We start from the raw sequence: 16,905 nt of genomic DNA, 5'->3' as shown, positions 1-16,905 counted from the left end.
AGACGGATCAATTGCTTTGTTCTAAGTTTTTGCCTGAAGTTGGAAAAAATTGGCCGTCTTACGCCAAGAGTTGGAAATGGTGAGGCGCTTCAAATCCCTGTTCGCGCATTGGAGCCGCCGGCTGAAGCGGCAGCTCGCCGGCGAGCGCTATCATCCTGAACTCCACTATATGCGCGGCCCGGGACCCAAGACGAAGGCCAGGATGGCGAACGGCGAGAGCGTTCGCGAATCATGAGCAAAGCTGCGCCGCGCGGCGCCAATTCCGCACCCTCCCAGCAGCCGCTGGCCGACACGCAAGCACCGAATGAAGGCGACGGCGTAGAGACCTCGCCAGGCGTCTGCGACCGCGTCGCCAAGACCACCTGCTACATGTGCGCCTGCCGCTGCGGCATCGACGTCCACATCAAGGACGGCAAGGTCCGCTACATCAACGGCAACAAGGACCATCCGGTGAACCGCGGCGTGATCTGCGGCAAGGGCAGCGCAGGCATCATGCAGCATTACAGCCCGGCGCGGCTGAGGAAGCCTTTGCTGCGCAGTGGACCGCGCGGCTCGGGCGAGTTCCGCGAGATCGAGTGGGACGAGGCGCTGACCATCGCCACCGAACGGCTGTCGGCGATCCGTCGCACCGACCCGAAGAAACTCGCCTTCTTCACCGGACGCGACCAGTCGCAATCGCTGACCGGCTGGTGGGCGTCGAAGTTCGGCACGCCCAATTTTGCCGCGCATGGCGGCTTCTGCTCCGTCAACATGGCGGCTGGCGGGCTCTACACGATCGGCGGCTCGTTCTGGGAGTTCGGCGAGCCCGACTGGGACAACACCAAATATTTCATGCTGTTCGGCGTCGCCGAGGACCATGATTCCAATCCGATCAAGATCGGCCTCGGCAAGCTGAAGGCGCGCGGCGCCAAGGTGGTTTCGATCAATCCCTGCCGCACCGGCTACAACGCGATCGCCGACGACTGGATCGGAATCCGGCCGGGCACGGATGGCCTGTTCGTGCTGGCGCTCGTCCATGAATTGCTGAAGGCCGGCCGCGTCGATCTCGACTATTTGCTGCGCTACACCAACGCGCCGGTGCTGGTCGTGCAAGAGCCAGGGTCCGCCGATGACGGGTTGTTCGCGCGTGACGACGCCGGCAATCCGCTTGCCTGGGACAGGGTGGCGAAAACGGCCGTCAATGCAAGCGACCCGAATGCAAAACCAGCACTGACCGGCAATTACACGGTCAACGGCAGCCGCTGCGTGCCGGTATTCCAGCTCGTCGCCGACCGCTACCTGGATGGCAGCTACTCGCCGGACGCGGTTGCCGCGCGCTGCGGCATCAGCGCCGAGACGATCCGACGCATCGCGGCGGAACTGGCGCATGTCGCCTTCCAGCAGACGATCGAGCTGCCCATCGCCTGGACCGACTGGGCGGGCCGCCGGCACGAGACGATCAAGGGCCGGCCTGTTTCGATGCATGCCATGCGCGGCATCTCGGCCCATTCCAACGGCTTTCATACCTGCCGCGCCATCCATCTGCTGCAGGTGCTGCTCGGCACAGTCGACGTTCCAGGCGGCTTCCGCTTCAAGCCGCCCTATCCGCGCCCGGCGCCGCCGGGGCCGAAGCCCGCCGGCAAGGACGCGCAGCCGATGACACCGCTCGACGGCATGCCGCTCGGCTTCGTCTGCGGCCCGGACGATCTTCTCGTCGACGCGGCCGGCCGGCCTACCCGCATAGACAAAGCCTATTCATGGGAAGCGCCATTGGCTGCGCATGGGCTGATGCACTCAGTCATCCGTAACGCCTGGGCCGGCGATCCTTATCCGATCGACACGCTGATGATGTACATGTCGAACATGGCCTGGAATTCGTCGATGAACACCGTCGAGACGATTCGCATGCTGACCGACAAGGACGAGGCGGGTGGCTACAAGATCCCCTTCATCATCTATTCCGACGCCTATTATTCCGAAACGGTGGCGTTTGCCGATCTGGTGCTGCCCGACACCACCTATCTCGAGCGGCACGACTGCATCAGCCTGCTCGACCGGCCGATCAGCCATGCCGACGGTCCGGGCGACGCCATCCGCCACCCGGTGGTGCAGCCGGACCGCGACGTGCGGCCGTTCCAGTCGGTGCTGATCGAACTTGGCGCGCGGCTCGGCCTGCCCGGCTTCGTCGACGAGGACGGCTCGGCGAAATACCGCGACTATGCCGATTACATCGTCAACCACGAGCGCACGCCCGGCATCGGCCCGCTCGCCGGCTGGCGCGGCAAGGACGGCGGCTCGATGGGCAAAGGCGACGTCAATCCGGATCAGTTGCAGCGCTACATCGACAATGGCGGCTTCTGGCACCAGGATTTTTCCGACGACCAGCGCTATTACAAAATGGCCAACCGCGCCTATCTCGATTTCGCGGTCGAGATGGGTTTCATCGCCAAGGCCGAGCCCATCGTTTTCCAGCTTTACTCGGAGCCCATGCAACGCTTTCGCCTTGCCGCGCGTGGCCATGGCGAGGTCCGGCCACCCGATGCCGAAGGTCGCCGCATCGAAGCCTATATGGACCCGCTGCCGTTCTGGTACGCGCCCTTCGAGGACGAGAGCGTCGATCTGGAGAAATATCCGCTGCATGCGCTGACGCAGCGGCCGATGCACATGTACCATTCCTGGGGCTCGCAGAATGCGTGGCTGAGGCAGATCACCAGCCAGAACCGGCTCTTCGTCCATCACCAGACGGCCGCGGGCCTTGACCTTGTCGACGATGACTGGGTGTGGATCGAAAGCATCAACGGCCGAGTGAAAGGACAGATAAAACTGGTCGACGGCGTGAACCCGGACACGGTCTGGACCTGGAACGCCATCGGCAAGCGGCGCGGCAGCTGGGGGCTGAAGGACGATGCAGCCGAGTCCAACCGCGGCTTCCTGCTCAACCACATCATCGGCGACCAGACCGCGGCGGATGCCGGCGGCAAACGCTATTCGAATTCCGACCCGGTCACGGGACAGGCGGCATGGTTCGACGTGCGGGTGCGCATCGTCAAATGCGCGCTGGAAGAAGCCGGCTTCACAGAGCCGCAGTTCGAGCGCTTCCGGCAGCCGCCGCACATGGAGCCGTCGCCGGATGTGCTTCGCTTCGGCGCCGATTTCCGCATCAAGAGGGAAGCCGCCGAATGACCTGTCTTCCCGCCCAGACCGAGAAAAAACTCGGCCTCGTCATCGACCTCGACACCTGCGTCGGCTGCCAGGCCTGCGTCACCGCCTGCAAGGAGTGGAACGCCGGCGGCCATATGGCGCCGCTGACCGATATCGACCCCTATGGCGGGCATGCCGACGGCGTCTGGTTCAACCGCGTGCACAGCTATGAGCACACGACCGAACAAGGCGGTCGTACGGTGAACTTCCCGCGCTCCTGCCTGCATTGCGAGCAGCCGGCCTGCGTCACCGTCTGCCCGACCGGCGCCTCCTACAAGCGCGCCTCGGACGGCATCGTGCTGGTCGACGAGGATAAATGCATCGGCTGCAAATTGTGCAGCTGGGCCTGCCCCTACGGCGCGCGCGAGTTCGACACCGATGTCGGCGTGATGAAGAAATGCACGCTCTGCGTCGACCGCATCTACAACGACAATCTGGCGGTGGAAGACCGCGTGCCCGCCTGCGTCGCCGCCTGTCCGACCAGCGCCCGGCATTTCGGCGATCTCGGCGATCCGGCTTCGGCGATCTCGCAGCTTGTCGAGGAGCGTGGCGGCGTCGCGCTGATGCCGGAGCTTGGCTACAGACCGACGAACAGATATCTGCCGCCGCGCGCCCGCGGCGAACGTGCGGCGAAGGTGGACGCGCCGGCGCTGGAGCCGATCAGGGGCGAGGGCGGTTTCCTCGGCTGGATCGACCGCATGCTTTCGAACTGATCATGCATCCCGCCTTCTCGGTCGTCTTCTTCACCACCGCCACCGGCGCTGGCTACGGCCTGCTGGCGCTGCTCGGCCTGCTTGGCGGGCTGGGATTCATTCCCGCCGATTTCTGGCTTGGCCTCATCGGCATGGCGTTGGCGCTCGGCCTGATCGTTGCCGGACTATTGTCCTCGACCGGCCATCTCGGCCGTCCCGAGCGCGCCTGGCACGCCTTCTCGCAATGGCGCAGCTCATGGCTGTCGCGCGAAGGCGTGGCGTCGGTCGCAACCTTCATTCCGGCTTGTATGTTCGGCATCGGCTGGGTGTTTCTCGGCCACAGCGGCGGCTGGGTGGCAGTCGCCGGCCTGCTGACGGCGGCAGGCGCGGTGACGACAGTCTGCACGACAGGCATGATCTATGCCTCGCTGAAGCCGATCGCACAGTGGCACAGCCGCTATACTTTGCCGGCCTATCTTATCTTTGCGGCGATGACTGGAAGCGTTTTGGCGAACGCTTTGCTGCAAAGCTTCAACATCGGCTCAAATGGGGTGCTGGCTGGCGCGCTGATCGCCACGCTCGCCGGCTGGGGCTGGAAATTTGCGACCTGGCGCTACAACGACCGGCTGGAGATCCCGACAACCGCCAATACGGCGACGGGCCTCGCCGGCGGCACGGTGCGGTCAATCGAATGGCCGCATACGGAAGAAAACTACCTGCTCAAGGAGATGGGATTCCGCATCGCGCGCAAGCATAGCGCGAAGCTGCGGCGGATCGCGCAGACGCTGGCGTTCATCGGGCCCGCTGTCCTGCTGACCATCGTGTTCTTCCTGCCATGGCCTTTGGGCGCAATCGCGTCCGTGCTTGCAGCCGCCGCGCAGCTTGCCGGCATGCTGGTCGAGCGCTGGCTGTTCTTCGCCGAGGCGAAGCACACGGTTACGCTCTATTACGGACGATAAGCACCTGAAATTAACTTTAGGCAGGTTTCTGGACGGCCGTACGATCCAATATTACGGTCGTGGTGAACTCAATGCCCCGGCATGTTCCGCCTCTCTACTGGTCGATCAAGGCGATGAACCTCACTGCTAAGTACCTTCCGACTTGTCTCACACGAACATTTTTCGTTGCCTGTATATTTATCTTCGTGCCTCAGGATTTGATGGCGGGAGCGCTCGAAGCCGAAGCTGCCTTTCAGGCGAAGAATTATACGGAAGCGTACAAAGAATGGACGGCCCTCGCCCAAAGGGGTGATGCTATTGCTCAATTTAATGTCGGATTTCTGTATTCCAGGGGACTTGGTGTTCCATTGGATTATTCCAAGGCTGCCGAGTGGTGGGCCAAGGCGGCGGATCAGGACATGGCAGTGGCCGAGTTGAACCTTGGACTTTTGTATTCCTGGGGTAAGGGCGTTCAGCTGGATGACACCAAAGCGGCGGAGCTATGGCGCCGGGCCGCGATCCAAGGTTTGTCCGAAGCTCAGCAATACCTTGGATATGTGTATTCTGTCGGGAAGGGAGTGCCCAAAAATGGGGCCGACGCGACTCTTTGGTTAACCAAAGCAGCCGAGCAGGGTAACGTTGACGCCCAAATTAATCTAGGTGCCGCTTACCTGACCGGCGAAATTGTAGATAAAAACCCCAATCTGGCCTTTCATTGGTACGAAAAGGCTGCGCAATTGAACAATAGCAAGGCCCAATTCAACGTGGGATTGATGTATCTCAAAGGCGTTGGAGTTGAGCAGAATGCAGACGTTGCGATCCAATGGCTCAAACGCTCCGCAGCCCAGGGAAATCATGGCGCGGAAGAAGTTCTTGATCGCATCCACGCTGCGTTTAAGAAGACTTGAGTTCCACCCAAAGACCCGGCGACAATCCTCAGCCCGGCCGCAGCATCGAGCCTGAGATCGCGAAAATCCGCTCGGTCCCCAGCATATAGGCCATCAGCGTTTCCAGCCGGAACAGGCCGGCATAGGCACGGTCGAGCACGTTGAGTGAGCCGGTATAGGCGCCGAAGGCCGGCATGATCATGCGGCCGCCGTCGCCGGCGAAGCAACGCCGCCTAACCGAGCGGCCGCGCTGGACAATGCGCGCGCAGGGATGGAGATGACCGGCGATTTCGCCTTCGACACGCAGTTTCGACGGTTCGTGCCGGAAGAGCAGCGAGCCGATGGCGAGTTCCTTGACCGTTTCGCCGGGCAGGTCGGCGGGGGCCTCCGGATCGTGGTTGCCGGCGACCCAGAACCAGTCGCGTCCGGGCATCATCGCTTCCAGGCGTTTGCGGAAGCTCTCATGCATGCGCCCGGCGCCGCCGCCGTCGTGGAAGGAATCGCCGAGGCTGACGACGATCCGCGGCTGGTAGTCGGCGATCACCGCCTGCAGCCGCAGCAAGGTGGCTCCCGTGTCGTAGGGCGGGATCAGCGCGCCGCGCCTGGCGAAGGACGAACCTTTTTCAAGATGCAGGTCGGAGACCGCGAGCAGCCGCAGATCGGGGAAATAGAGAACGCCACGCCGATCGCAGATCGACCGCTCGCCGGCGATGCCGACAAGGCCGGCCTCGGCGATCAGCGTTGCGCGCGACAGCGAAAAATTCATCCCCTCCCGGCCTTCCTCAGATCGTCACGCCCGGCCACCCATGGCTTCCTCGACCAGGTCGGCGGCTTCCATCAGCAACGTGTCGTTGGCGCCGCCATTGACCGATTCCTTGCCTATCTCCAGCATCACCGGCACCGCCAGCGGCGAGATCTGCTCGAGATGCTTATGCATGATTCGACCGCGCACACGCGAGAGCATCTCGCCAAGTCTGCTGACATCGAGCAATCCGGCCGAAGCGTCGGTGCGCGTTGCCTGCAGCAGGATATGGTCAGGGTCATGGCTGCGCAGCACGTCGTAGATCAGGTCGGCCGAGACCGTCACCTGGCGGCCGCTCTTTTCCTGGCCGGGGTAGCGCTTCTCGATCAGCCCGGCGATGACGGCGCAGGTGCGGAAGGTGCGCTTCAGCATCCAGCTCTCGTTCAGCCAGTCCTCGAGATCGTCGCCCAACATGTCTTGGTCGAAGAGGGCGGCCAGCGACGGCTTCCTGGCCTTGAACAGCGCCGCCATGTCGTCCAGCGCCCACACCGCCAGCGAATAATCGGTGGCGACAAAGCCGAGCGGCCGCGCATGGGCGCGCTCCAGCCGGCGCGTCAAAAGCATGCCCAACGTCTGGTGCGCCAGGCGGCCCTCGAAGGGATAGGCGACCATGTAATGGCGGTTGCCGCGCGGAAAGGTCTCGACCAGAAGGTCGCCACGCTTCGGCAAAACCGACTTTTCTTCCTGTATCCGAAGCCAGTCGGCCACCTGCTCGGGCAAGAGTTTCCAGCGGTCGCTGTCGGCCAGCATGCCGCGCACCTGCTCGGCGAGATAGGTCGAGAGCGGGAATTTGCCGCCGGCGTAGGACGGCACGATGATGTTGGCGCCAGCGCCATTGGAGACGACACATTCGTTCTCGCGGATGCCCTCGAAGCGCAGCACCTTGCCGGCGAAGAGGAAATTGTCGCCGGGGCGCAGCGTTTCCGCGAAATACTCCTCGATCTTGCCGAGCACCGGGCCGCCGCGGCCGGCCATGCCCCTGCCCTGCCGGACATAGCGGATGTTGAGCTCCGGCATTTCGACGATGGTGCCTACATTCAGCCGATATTGCTGCGCGACTCTGGGGTGGGAAACGCGCCAGAGCCCGTCCTTGTTGCGGCGAATGCGGGCATAGCGCTCGTAGTTCTTCAGCGCGTAGCCGCCGGTGGCGACGAAATCGACGACGCGGTCGAAGGTTTCGCGCTCCAGCGCCGCGTAAGGGGCAGCACCGCGCACTTCCTCGAACAGAAGGTCGGCATCGAACGGTCCGCCGCAGGCGACGCCCAGCACATGCTGCGACAGCACGTCGAGCGCGCCCTTGACCAGCGGCGGCGTGTCCTGCGCGCCGAGATAATTGGCGTCGAGCGCGGCGCGGCATTCCAGCACCTCGAAGCGGTTGGCCGGGATCAGGATCGCCTTCGACGGCTCGTCCATGCGGTGGTTGGCGCGGCCGATACGCTGCGCCAGCCGGCTCGCCCCCTTCGGCGCGCCGACATGCACCACCAGGTCGACATCGCCCCAGTCGATGCCGAGGTCGAGGGTCGAGGTGGCGACGATGGCGCGCAACGCATTGTCGGCCATCGCCTTCTCGACGCGGCGGCGCTGGCCGACATCGAGCGAGCCGTGATGCAGCGCGATCGGAAGCGAGTCCTCATTCGCCCGCCACAGCTCCTGAAACAGAAGCTCGGCCTGGCTGCGGGTGTTGACGAAGAGAAGCGTGGTGCGGTGTTCTTTGATCGCCTCGTAGATTTCAGGAATGGCGTATCGGGCCGAATGGCCGGACCACGGCACGCGCTCGCGCGAGTCGAGGATCGAGATATCGGGCCTTGCGCCGCCGGCGACCGTGATCAGCTCAGCCACGTCGCCGGGTGGGTTCTGCGCGACCAGCCAGCGCCGCAATTCATCGGGCTCGGCCACTGTGGCCGACAGGCCTATGGTCTGCAGATCGGGAACGAAGGCGCGCAGCCGTGCAAGACCAAGCGCCAGCAGATGCCCGCGCTTCGAGGTGACCAAGGAATGGAGCTCATCGAGCACGACATAGCGCAGGTCCTCGAAGAAGCGCCCGGCATCGTTCGAGGCGATCAGCAGCGCGAGCTGCTCGGGGGTGGTGAGCAGGATGTCGGGCGGCACCAGTTTCTGCCGCTGGCGCTTGTGCGAAGGCGTGTCGCCGGTGCGCGTCTCGATGGTGACGGGCAGTCCGATCTCTTCGACCGGCTTGCCGAGATTTCGCTCGATGTCGACAGCCAGTGCCTTGAGCGGCGAGATGTAGAGCGTGTGGATGCCGCGGTGGGCTTGGCCCGGCTTTCGCTTCGGACGGTTGGCCAGCTCGGTCAGCGACGGCAGGAAGCCGGCCAGCGTCTTGCCGGCGCCGGTCGGCGCGATCAAGAGCACCGATTGACCGCTTTGCGCCTTCGCAAGCAGTTCGAGCTGATGGACGCGCGGCGACCAGCCCTTTTCGCCGAACCATTTGACGAATGGCTCAGGCAGCAGGACGGCGGCATTCTGTTCGGCAAGGCGCGGCTGCTCGGTCACGCGCCAGACGTAGCGCGACGGCAAGCAATCGCCAAGGAAAATCGGAACAAAAGGGGATCAGCATTCCTCGCCCCGTTAACGGGGAGAGGATGCCGGCAGGCAGGTGAGGGGCGGCGCCCGCGATCGTACATTGGCCATCAGCACCAACAATCGCGGGTTCGCGCCGCCCCTCATCCGCCCTTCGGGCACCTTCTCCCCGTGAACGGGGAGAAGGACAAGATCACGGCCTTCGAAACCCCGTCGGGCCGCCATAGAGATAGCCGATGCGGGCGACGGCGTCCTGCAGGCCCTCGCGGGAGACCAGCATGGTGTGGGCGTTGGCGTGGATCATGTCTTTTTCGTCGGTCATGATGGCGACATGGCCTTTCCAGAACACCAGATCGCCGCGCCGGAGACCTGAATAGTCCGGACCCGGCTCGATTGGCATACCGATGCTCGCCGCCTGCATGTCGGAATCGCGCAGCACGTCCTTGCCTGCCATGCGCATTGCCAACTGCACGAGGCCGGAACAGTCGATGCCGAAGCCTGAGACGCCACCCCACAGATAGGGCGTGCCGAGGAAGCTCTCGGCGACCGTGACGTAATCCTCGGCCGGCTCTCCGATCGGCCGCAAATGGCCGGCGATGATCGCCTGGCCGGAGGGCAGCAACGCGTAATGCGTGCCGCGGGTTTCGGCGAAGCCTGTCACCGTGACAGTCGAGCCCATGGACAATTGCCCACCGATCGGGAAACGCAGGTCAGGGCCCGGATAGAGGAAGGTGCGCGGCACGGAAACGATGTGCGTCGGCGCATGTTCGCGTGGGCCAAGAAGATTGTCCGCGACATAGCCGACATAACCGTCGCGCTCGGCCTGCACCCAGGCCCAGCCTTCCGCATCCTCGAAGACGAGCACATCATCGCCGAACAGCAGCTGCGTGTTCACGCCGGCATCGGGACGCGGCGCCTTGCGCAAGTCGGCGACCGACGCCGTGATCCGCGCCGGACGGCCGGCGACGAAGCGATCGGCGGCGACCTTGCCTTTCAGCCTTGCATCGGCAAGGTCGGAGCGGAAGGCATGAAGGCGGGCATCCCTGGCGGTCAAATCGATATCCAGCTTGATTGAAAATGATCTTGCCCGAAAACCGGGTCCCACTTTTCGGGATCATGTTATAGAGCGTTTCACCGTTTCAAGGAAACGGCGAACCGCTCTATCTCTTTGTTTTGACGCAATTCCGGACGGAAAACCGCTCACACTTTTCCTGGAATTGCTCTAGATAGGCAGTTCATGCGCCCTCGCAACGATACCATCGCCGAAGCGCTCGACAAAGAGCGCGCCTTCCACCGTGCGCCGGATCAGCACGTTGCGCTTGTCGAGCTCGTCGCGGTGGCGCGAGACCAGCTTCAGCGCGCCCATCGTATCGAGGGCGCGGGTGATGACCGGCTTGGTGACGTTGAGCCTGGCGGCCAGCCCGCGCACCGTATGCGGCGGCGGATCGAGGTAGATGGTGAACAGGATCGCCGTCTGGCGCATGGTGAGATCGGGCGCGCCGGCGCGCACCTGGGCCAGCATCACCTGCTGCCACAGTCGTAAGGCCTGGCTCGGGCGCATCGAGATCGACATCGCCCAAGCATGCCGGCAAATTGTTTCGGTTCCGTTTCAGTGGCGGCCTGCCCCGCCGACCTGCTCAGGCAAATCGCTGCGCAATGACCCGCTCCAGCGCGCGAATGCCTTGCGCCTCGCCGCCGGTCGGGCCGTAGGGGCGATCGACGGGGTTCCAGGCGAAGATGTCGAAATGCGCCCACCGGTCAGTCTTCTCGACGAAGCGCTTGAGGAAAAGCGCTGCGGTGATCGATCCGGCAAAACCGTCGGTGGTGACATTGTTGATGTCGGCGATCTTCGAGGAAAGCTTCGCATCGTAGGGACGCCACAAAGGCATGCGCCACAGCGGATCCTCGACCGCAACGGAAGCAGCGGCCAGATCGGCGGCGAGCGTCTCGTCAGCGGTGTAGAAAGGCGGCAAATCGGGCCCCAGCGCGACGCGCGCAGCTCCGGTCAGCGTCGCCATGTCGATCAGCAAAGCGGGCTGCTCTTCATCGGCCAGCGCCAGCGCGTCGGCCAGGATCAGCCTCCCTTCGGCGTCGGTGTTGCCGATCTCGACCGTGATGCCCTTGCGGCTGCGCAGCACGTCGCCGGGCCGGAAGGCATTGCCGGCAATCGAATTCTCGACCGCGGGGATCAGCACGCGCATCCGGACATTCATTTTCGCCGTCATGATCATGGAAGCGAGGCCCAGCACATTGGCGGCGCCGCCCATGTCCTTCTTCATCAAAAGCATGCCCGACGACGGCTTGATGTCGAGGCCGCCAGTGTCGAAGCAGACACCCTTGCCGACCAGCGTCACCTTCGGCGCATCGCTCGGTCCCCAGGTCATGTCGATCAGCCGCGGCGCGCCGATGGAGGCGCGGCCGACGGCGTGGATCATCGGGAAATTTTGCGCCAGAAGATCATCGCCGTGGATCGCGGAAATGTCGGCGCCATGGGCGGCCGCCAGTTTTCGTACAGCGTCTTCGAGCTCGACCGGCCCCAGGTCGCTGGTCGGGGTGTTGACGAGGTCACGCGTCAGGAACACGCTATCGGCGATGCGGCGGACATGCGCGGCGTCGGCGCCTTCCGGAAGCGCAAAGCGCAAGGTCTTGCCAGGCTTCTTGCCATAGCAGGTGAAGACATAGCCGCCGAGGACCAGCGCAAGCGCAGCCAGATCGGGCTGCGCGGGGGCCGATGCGAAATGCCAGTCGCCTTCCGGCAACGCCCTTGCGAGCGCGCCGAGGGCAAGAACGCTTTCGCCGTCGCCTGTGCCGAACAGCGCGCCGGCAAGGCCGCCGCCTTCGCCCGGCAGGACCAGCGTGCGCCCCGCCTCGCCGGAAAAACCGTTGGCCCTTGCCCAGGCGATGGCGGGCGGCGGCAGTGCCGCGGCTTCGAGGGTGTCCTTTGCCACCAGATAGACGGGCAAGGCGGCTTGCGGCTTTTGTTCGACGAGTTCGACAGGCATGCGATGATCTCCGGCCGAACAAGCTGAGTCGGCGCTTCTTAACGGTCCGTTAGGGTTAACAGAATATTTCTGCGGGAGGGAAGACGGCCAGCCAATGGCCGCACAGGAATGGAGACCGGGCGTTGATGCCGATCAAAGCGTTGAACCTTGCAGCCAAGCGTCTGATCACCACGGCCTTCATGGCGGCATTGGCAGCCAGCGTGGCGGGTTGCGGCAGCACCAGCAGGATGACCACCGGCTCCATCTCGCGCGCCGACAGCAGGCCGCTGGAAACGATGTCGGCCGGCGAATTGCGCACCGCCACGTCCAGGCTCGGCGAATCCTACGCCCGCAATCCGAGCGACAAGCGCATGGCGATGAATTTCGCGGCGGCGCTGCAGATGGACGGCGACGCCGACCAGTCGCTGGCGGTGATGCGCAAGCTGGCGATCGTCTATCCCAAGGATCGCGAGGTGCTTGCCGCCTATGGCAAGGCGCTTGCCGCCAACGGCCAGTTCGAGCCGGCGCTCGACGCCGTGCGTCGCGCGCAGACGCCCGAATATCCGGACTGGAAGCTGGTGTCGGCGGAAGCCGCCATTCTCGACCAGATGGGGCAGAAAGACGAGGCGCGGCAGAATTACCGGAAGGCGCTGGAACTCAAGCCGAACGAGCCTTCGGTGCTGTCCAATCTCGGCATGTCCTATGTGCTCGAAGGCGACCTGCGCACGGCCGAAACCTATATGCGCTCGGCCGCGCAACAGCCCGGTGCCGACAGCCGGGTGCGGCAGAACCTGGCGCTGGTCGTCGGACTGCAGGGTCGCTTCGACGAGGCCGAAAAGATCGCTTCGCAGGAATTGTCGCCCGAGCAGGCGCAGGCCAACGTCGCCTATCTGCGCCAGATGCTTGCCCAGCAGAACGCCTGGAGCCAGTTGAAGGATCAGGACAAGGGCAAGGCGAAAGTCGCCACGAACTGACGCGGGCGCCAGCGTTTGATACAATCCTGCTCCAGCTCTTTGTTTCACGCAATTTCTGACGGAAAACCGCTGCGCACTCAAAAGCCGCGCGGACCACGCGCGGCTTTTTGATTTGATGCGAACGGGCGCGCTTACTGGCTCGAGGAACTGTGCTGATCGCCGAAGATGCCGCGCTGGCTGACCTGGATGCCGGCGGGGCCCAGAATGATGGCGAACAGGACGGGCAGGAAGAACAGGATCATCGGCACAGTGAGCTTCGGCGGCAGTGCCGCGGCCTTCTTCTCGGCCGCGTTCATGCGCATGTCGCGGCTTTCCGAGGCGAGCACGCGCAGCGCGTGCGCCACCGGCGTGCCGTAGCGCTCGGCCTGGACCAGGGCCTGCGAGACCGACTTCACCGATTCCAGACCGGTGCGGCTTGCCAGGTTCTCATAGGCGATCTTGCGATCCTGCAGATAGGACAGCTCGGCATTGGTGAGGACAAATTCTTCGGCGAGCGGCACCGACTGCGCGCCGATTTCGTCGGCAACCCTGCGCAAGGCGGCTTCCACCGACATGCCGGATTCCACGCAGATCAGCATCAGGTCGAGCGCATCCGGCCATGCCAGCTGGATCGACTGCTTGCGCTTGGCCGCGCGGTTGTTGACGTAGAGGATCGGCGCGTAGAAGCCGCCATAGGCGACGACGACACAGACGAACAGCTTGATGAAAGCCGGCTGCTGCGGCAGGCCGCCGAGCACGAACAGATAGACGGCCGCAAGCGCAAAACCGACGAATGGCAAAATGAGGCGGAAGAAGAGAAAGCGCGTCATCGGGTTCTGGCCGCGAAAGCCCGCGACCTTCAGCTTCTGGATCGTGCTTTCGTCGGCAAGCGCGCGCCTGAGATCCAGGCGGTCGACGATGTTGCGCATGCCGACGGACTGTTCCTCGCGCAGGCCCTTGCTGCGGCGGTCGGCCTCGCTGGCCAGCCGCGCACGCTGCTCGGCGCGCAATTTGTCGCGCTCGAGCGCCACGCTCTTCATGCGCGATTTGAGCGACGTGCCGCCGAGCGCCGGCATGAGGGTGAAGACGGTCGCGAACACGGCGATACCGACCAGCATCGCGATCAGGAAAGAAGGGTCGGTGAGTGTTTTGACAACCTGCTCTGTCACTGAATCCGCGCCCCTACACTTCGAAGTTCATCATCTTGCGCATCACCAGGATGCCGATCGACATCCAGACACCCGAGCAGCCAAGGATCAGGTTGCCGACGTTGGTGGTGAACAGCGGCATGATATAGTTCGGGCTCGACAGATACACGAGGAAGGCGACGACGAAAGGCAAGGCGCCGATGATGACGGCGGATGCCTTGGCTTCCATGGACAGCGCCTGGACCTTGGCCTTCATCTTCTTGCGGTCGCGCAAGACGCGCGAAAGATTGCCCAGCGCCTCTGACAGGTTGCCGCCGGCCTGTGACTGGATCTGGATGACGATGCCGAAGAAGCCGGCCTCGGTGCACGGCATGGTCTCGGACATGCGCATGGCGGCGTCGGGCACCGACATGCCCAGCTGCTGGGAATCGACGATGCGGCGAAACTCGGCCCGGACCGGCTCGGGCGATTCGTTGGCGATCAGGCGGATCGCATCGTTGAGCGGCAGGCCGGACTTGACCGCGCGCACGATGATGTCGAGCGCGTTCGGAAACTCTTCCAGGAAGGCCTTGACGCGGCGTGTGCGGCGAAACGACACGAACCAGCGCGGCAGGCCGAGGCCGCCAACCAGCAGAACGCCGGGCAGAGCCCACAAAGGCGCGTGGAGGAAAAAGAAAAGAGCCGTCAGGACGACGCCGCAGACAACCGAGTAGATATAGAAACGCTCCATCGAAACCTGCATGCCGGCCTGGCGGATCTGGACCTTCAGCGGCGGTTTCTTGAGGTTGCGGTCGTTGGTCTTCTGCTTCTCGTCGAGCTGCTTGAGCGAGTCCTGGAGGTTTTTGCGCCGCTTGACCGCTTCCGCGGCGCGGTCGCGCGTGGCTTTCACCACGGACCGGTCGGTTTCGGCTGTCTTGATGGTCTGAAGCCGCTTGCCGGCCTGCTTCTCGTTGTCGATGCGCGTGAACAGGAAAGCATAGGCCACCGCGCCGGCGCTGAAGCCGGCAAGCACGATGAACGCCAGTACGGTGGTGTCAATTCCAAACATCGACCGGGATCCCTGAGCGTTTCATCGTTTCACGGAAACGACGAACCGCTCTATCTCTTTGATTTCACGCAATTCCGGACGAAAGGTTACGGCGAGGTCGCCGAACCCGACCGTTTCACACTTTTCCTGGAATTGCTCTATCTCTCTGATTTCACGCAATTCCGGACGGAAAACCGTTTCACACTTTTCCTGGAATTGCTCTAGACCTCCAGATGCATCAGTCAGCGCGTTTCTCCATCGCCTCGAGCGCATTGGCGAGGCGCTGCTCCTCGCCATAATAGCGGGCGCGGTCCCAGAAATGCGGGCGGCCGATGCCTGTCGACACATGCTCGCCGACCAGCCGGCCGCTCGCGTCCTCGCCCTTGATGTTATAGAGGACAAGGTCCTGGGTGATGATGACGTCGCCTTCCATGCCGACCACCTCGGTGATGTGGGTGATGCGGCGCGAACCATCGCGCAGGCGGGCCGCCTGGATGATCACGTCGATCGAGCCGACGACGATCTCGCGCACCGTGCGCTGCGGCAGGGAATAGCCGCCCATGGCGATCATCGATTCGATACGGTTGAGGCATTCGCGCGGACTGTTCGAGTGGATCGTTCCCATCGAGCCGTCGTGACCGGTGTTCATCGCCTGCAGCAGGTCGAACACTTCCGGTCCGCGCACCTCGCCGACGATGATCCGCTCGGGCCGCATGCGAAGGCAGTTCTTGACCAGGTCGCGCATGGTCACCTCGCCCTCGCCTTCGAGATTGGGCGGCCGCGTTTCGAGACGGACCACATGCGGCTGCTGCAGCTGCAATTCGGCCGAGTCCTCGCAGGTGATGACGCGCTCCTCGCGGTCGATATAGTTGGTCAGGCAGTTGAGCAGCGTCGTCTTGCCGGAACCCGTGCCGCCCGAGATGACAATATTGCAGCGGACGCGGCCTATGATCTTGAGGATTTCCGCGCCGTGCGGCGAGATTGCGCCGAACTTGACCAGCTGATCCAGCGTCAGCTTGTCCTTCTTGAATTTGCGGATGGTGAGCGCGGTGCCGTCGATCGAGAGCGGCGGCGCGATGACGTTGACGCGCGAGCCATCGGGAAGGCGCGCGTCGCAGATCGGGCTCGATTCATCGACGCGGCGGCCGACCTGGCTGACGATGCGCTGGCAGATGTTGAGCAGCTGCTGGTTGTCACGGAAGCGGACGCCGGTCTGTTCGACCTTGCCGTTGACTTCGATGTAGACGTTCTTGGAACCGTTGACCATGATGTCGGCTATGTCGTCGCGGGCAAGCAACGGCTCCAGCGGTCCATAGCCCAGAACGTCATTGCAGATGTCCTCGAGCAGCTCTTCCTGCTCGGAGATCGACATCGCGAAGTTCTTGATCGCGATGATGTCGTTGACGATGTCGCGGATTTCCTCGCGCGCGCTCTCGGGATCGAGCTTGGCGAGCTGCGACAGGTCGATCGTATCGATGAGCGCGGAGAAAACCTGGCTCTTGGTGTCGTAGTAGGTCTCGCTGCGCTCGCGCTGGACCCTTCTTGGCGGCTCAGGCGCCATCGGCGGCGGCTCGACGGGACGACGGGAGGGCGGTGCGGCCGGCGCGCTGGACGTCGGCGCGGCCGGCCGCTCCGCCGTCATCGTTCCCGTTGAAGCGGGAGCGGCGGGGGCAGTTGCCGGCGGACGGAATTCGGGCGTTGCCCGGTTGCCGTCGTCTGAGCCTCTTTTACCAAACATGATCGACTACCCGATGCCGCT

The 16,905-nt window shown here is 63.7% G+C and carries 14 protein-coding genes; 6 read left to right on the top strand and 8 right to left on the bottom strand.

Translation table 11 applies throughout. The features are described 5' to 3' along the window. Nucleotides 1-76: 76 nt before the first annotated feature. From RFM68_RS16795 to RFM68_RS16775, 5 genes are all read left to right on the top strand, one after another. A complete protein-coding gene (locus RFM68_RS16795; RefSeq protein ID WP_320234089.1) occupies nucleotides 77-235 on the top strand; it encodes a hypothetical protein in 159 nt (52 codons plus the stop codon). Continuing rightward, on the top strand, nucleotides 232-3,162 hold the full coding sequence (locus RFM68_RS16790; protein WP_320234088.1) for a molybdopterin oxidoreductase family protein: 2,931 nt from the start codon (nucleotides 232-234) through the stop codon (nucleotides 3,160-3,162). The genes RFM68_RS16795 and RFM68_RS16790 overlap by 4 nt, the downstream gene beginning before the upstream one ends. Next, the gene (locus RFM68_RS16785) at nucleotides 3,159-3,893 is read left to right on the top strand and encodes a 4Fe-4S dicluster domain-containing protein (RefSeq protein WP_320234087.1); all 735 of its coding nucleotides are present in this window, start codon (nucleotides 3,159-3,161) and stop codon (nucleotides 3,891-3,893) included. The genes RFM68_RS16790 and RFM68_RS16785 overlap by 4 nt, the downstream gene beginning before the upstream one ends. A gap of 2 nt (nucleotides 3,894-3,895) precedes the next feature. Beyond that, nucleotides 3,896-4,831, top strand: a complete 936-nt coding sequence (locus RFM68_RS16780) for a dimethyl sulfoxide reductase anchor subunit family protein (protein WP_320234086.1) — start codon at nucleotides 3,896-3,898, stop codon at nucleotides 4,829-4,831. 113 nt (nucleotides 4,832-4,944) lie between these two features. After that, on the top strand, nucleotides 4,945-5,718 hold the full coding sequence (locus RFM68_RS16775; RefSeq protein WP_320234085.1) for a tetratricopeptide repeat protein: 774 nt from the start codon (nucleotides 4,945-4,947) through the stop codon (nucleotides 5,716-5,718). A gap of 28 nt (nucleotides 5,719-5,746) precedes the next feature. Here the strand turns inward: RFM68_RS16775 and pdeM are convergent, their stop codons facing one another. The 5 genes from pdeM to RFM68_RS16750 form a co-directional block, all read right to left on the bottom strand. Then, on the bottom strand, nucleotides 5,747-6,463 hold the full coding sequence (gene pdeM, locus RFM68_RS16770; RefSeq protein WP_320234084.1) for a ligase-associated DNA damage response endonuclease PdeM: 717 nt from the start codon (nucleotides 6,461-6,463) through the stop codon (nucleotides 5,747-5,749). 24 nt (nucleotides 6,464-6,487) lie between these two features. Beyond that, entirely contained in the window at nucleotides 6,488-9,010 is a 2,523-nt protein-coding gene (locus RFM68_RS16765) for a ligase-associated DNA damage response DEXH box helicase (RefSeq protein WP_320234151.1), read from the bottom strand. 220 nt (nucleotides 9,011-9,230) lie between these two features. Beyond that, the gene (locus RFM68_RS16760; protein WP_320234083.1) at nucleotides 9,231-10,091 is read right to left on the bottom strand and encodes a C40 family peptidase; all 861 of its coding nucleotides are present in this window, start codon (nucleotides 10,089-10,091) and stop codon (nucleotides 9,231-9,233) included. Nucleotides 10,092-10,259: 168 nt separating this feature from the next. Further along, on the bottom strand, nucleotides 10,260-10,610 hold the full coding sequence (locus tag RFM68_RS16755; RefSeq protein WP_320234082.1) for a MarR family winged helix-turn-helix transcriptional regulator: 351 nt from the start codon (nucleotides 10,608-10,610) through the stop codon (nucleotides 10,260-10,262). Between the two features lie 64 nt (nucleotides 10,611-10,674). Next, a complete protein-coding gene (locus RFM68_RS16750; RefSeq protein WP_320234081.1) occupies nucleotides 10,675-12,039 on the bottom strand; it encodes a leucyl aminopeptidase family protein in 1,365 nt (454 codons plus the stop codon). A gap of 125 nt (nucleotides 12,040-12,164) precedes the next feature. Between RFM68_RS16750 and RFM68_RS16745 the strand changes: the two genes are divergently transcribed. Beyond that, nucleotides 12,165-12,992, top strand: a complete 828-nt coding sequence (locus tag RFM68_RS16745; protein ID WP_320234150.1) for a tetratricopeptide repeat protein — start codon at nucleotides 12,165-12,167, stop codon at nucleotides 12,990-12,992. A 131-nt stretch (nucleotides 12,993-13,123) separates the two neighbouring features. Here RFM68_RS16745 and RFM68_RS16740 read toward each other — a convergent pair whose 3' ends face one another. The 3 genes from RFM68_RS16740 to RFM68_RS16730 form a co-directional block, all read right to left on the bottom strand. After that, nucleotides 13,124-14,140, bottom strand: a complete 1,017-nt coding sequence (locus tag RFM68_RS16740; protein ID WP_320234080.1) for a type II secretion system F family protein — start codon at nucleotides 14,138-14,140, stop codon at nucleotides 13,124-13,126. Nucleotides 14,141-14,153: 13 nt separating this feature from the next. Continuing rightward, a complete protein-coding gene (locus tag RFM68_RS16735; protein WP_320234078.1) occupies nucleotides 14,154-15,167 on the bottom strand; it encodes a type II secretion system F family protein in 1,014 nt (337 codons plus the stop codon). A gap of 217 nt (nucleotides 15,168-15,384) precedes the next feature. Next, a complete protein-coding gene (locus RFM68_RS16730) occupies nucleotides 15,385-16,884 on the bottom strand; it encodes a TadA family conjugal transfer-associated ATPase (RefSeq protein WP_320234077.1) in 1,500 nt (499 codons plus the stop codon). Nucleotides 16,885-16,905 lie beyond the last annotated feature (21 nt).

It is taken from the genome of Mesorhizobium montanum (genome assembly GCF_033977145.1).
GTDB lineage: Bacteria > Pseudomonadota > Alphaproteobacteria > Rhizobiales > Rhizobiaceae > Mesorhizobium > Mesorhizobium montanum.
Note: the sequence above shows the minus strand (reverse complement) of the source record. Positions and strands in the feature narration are given on the sequence as shown.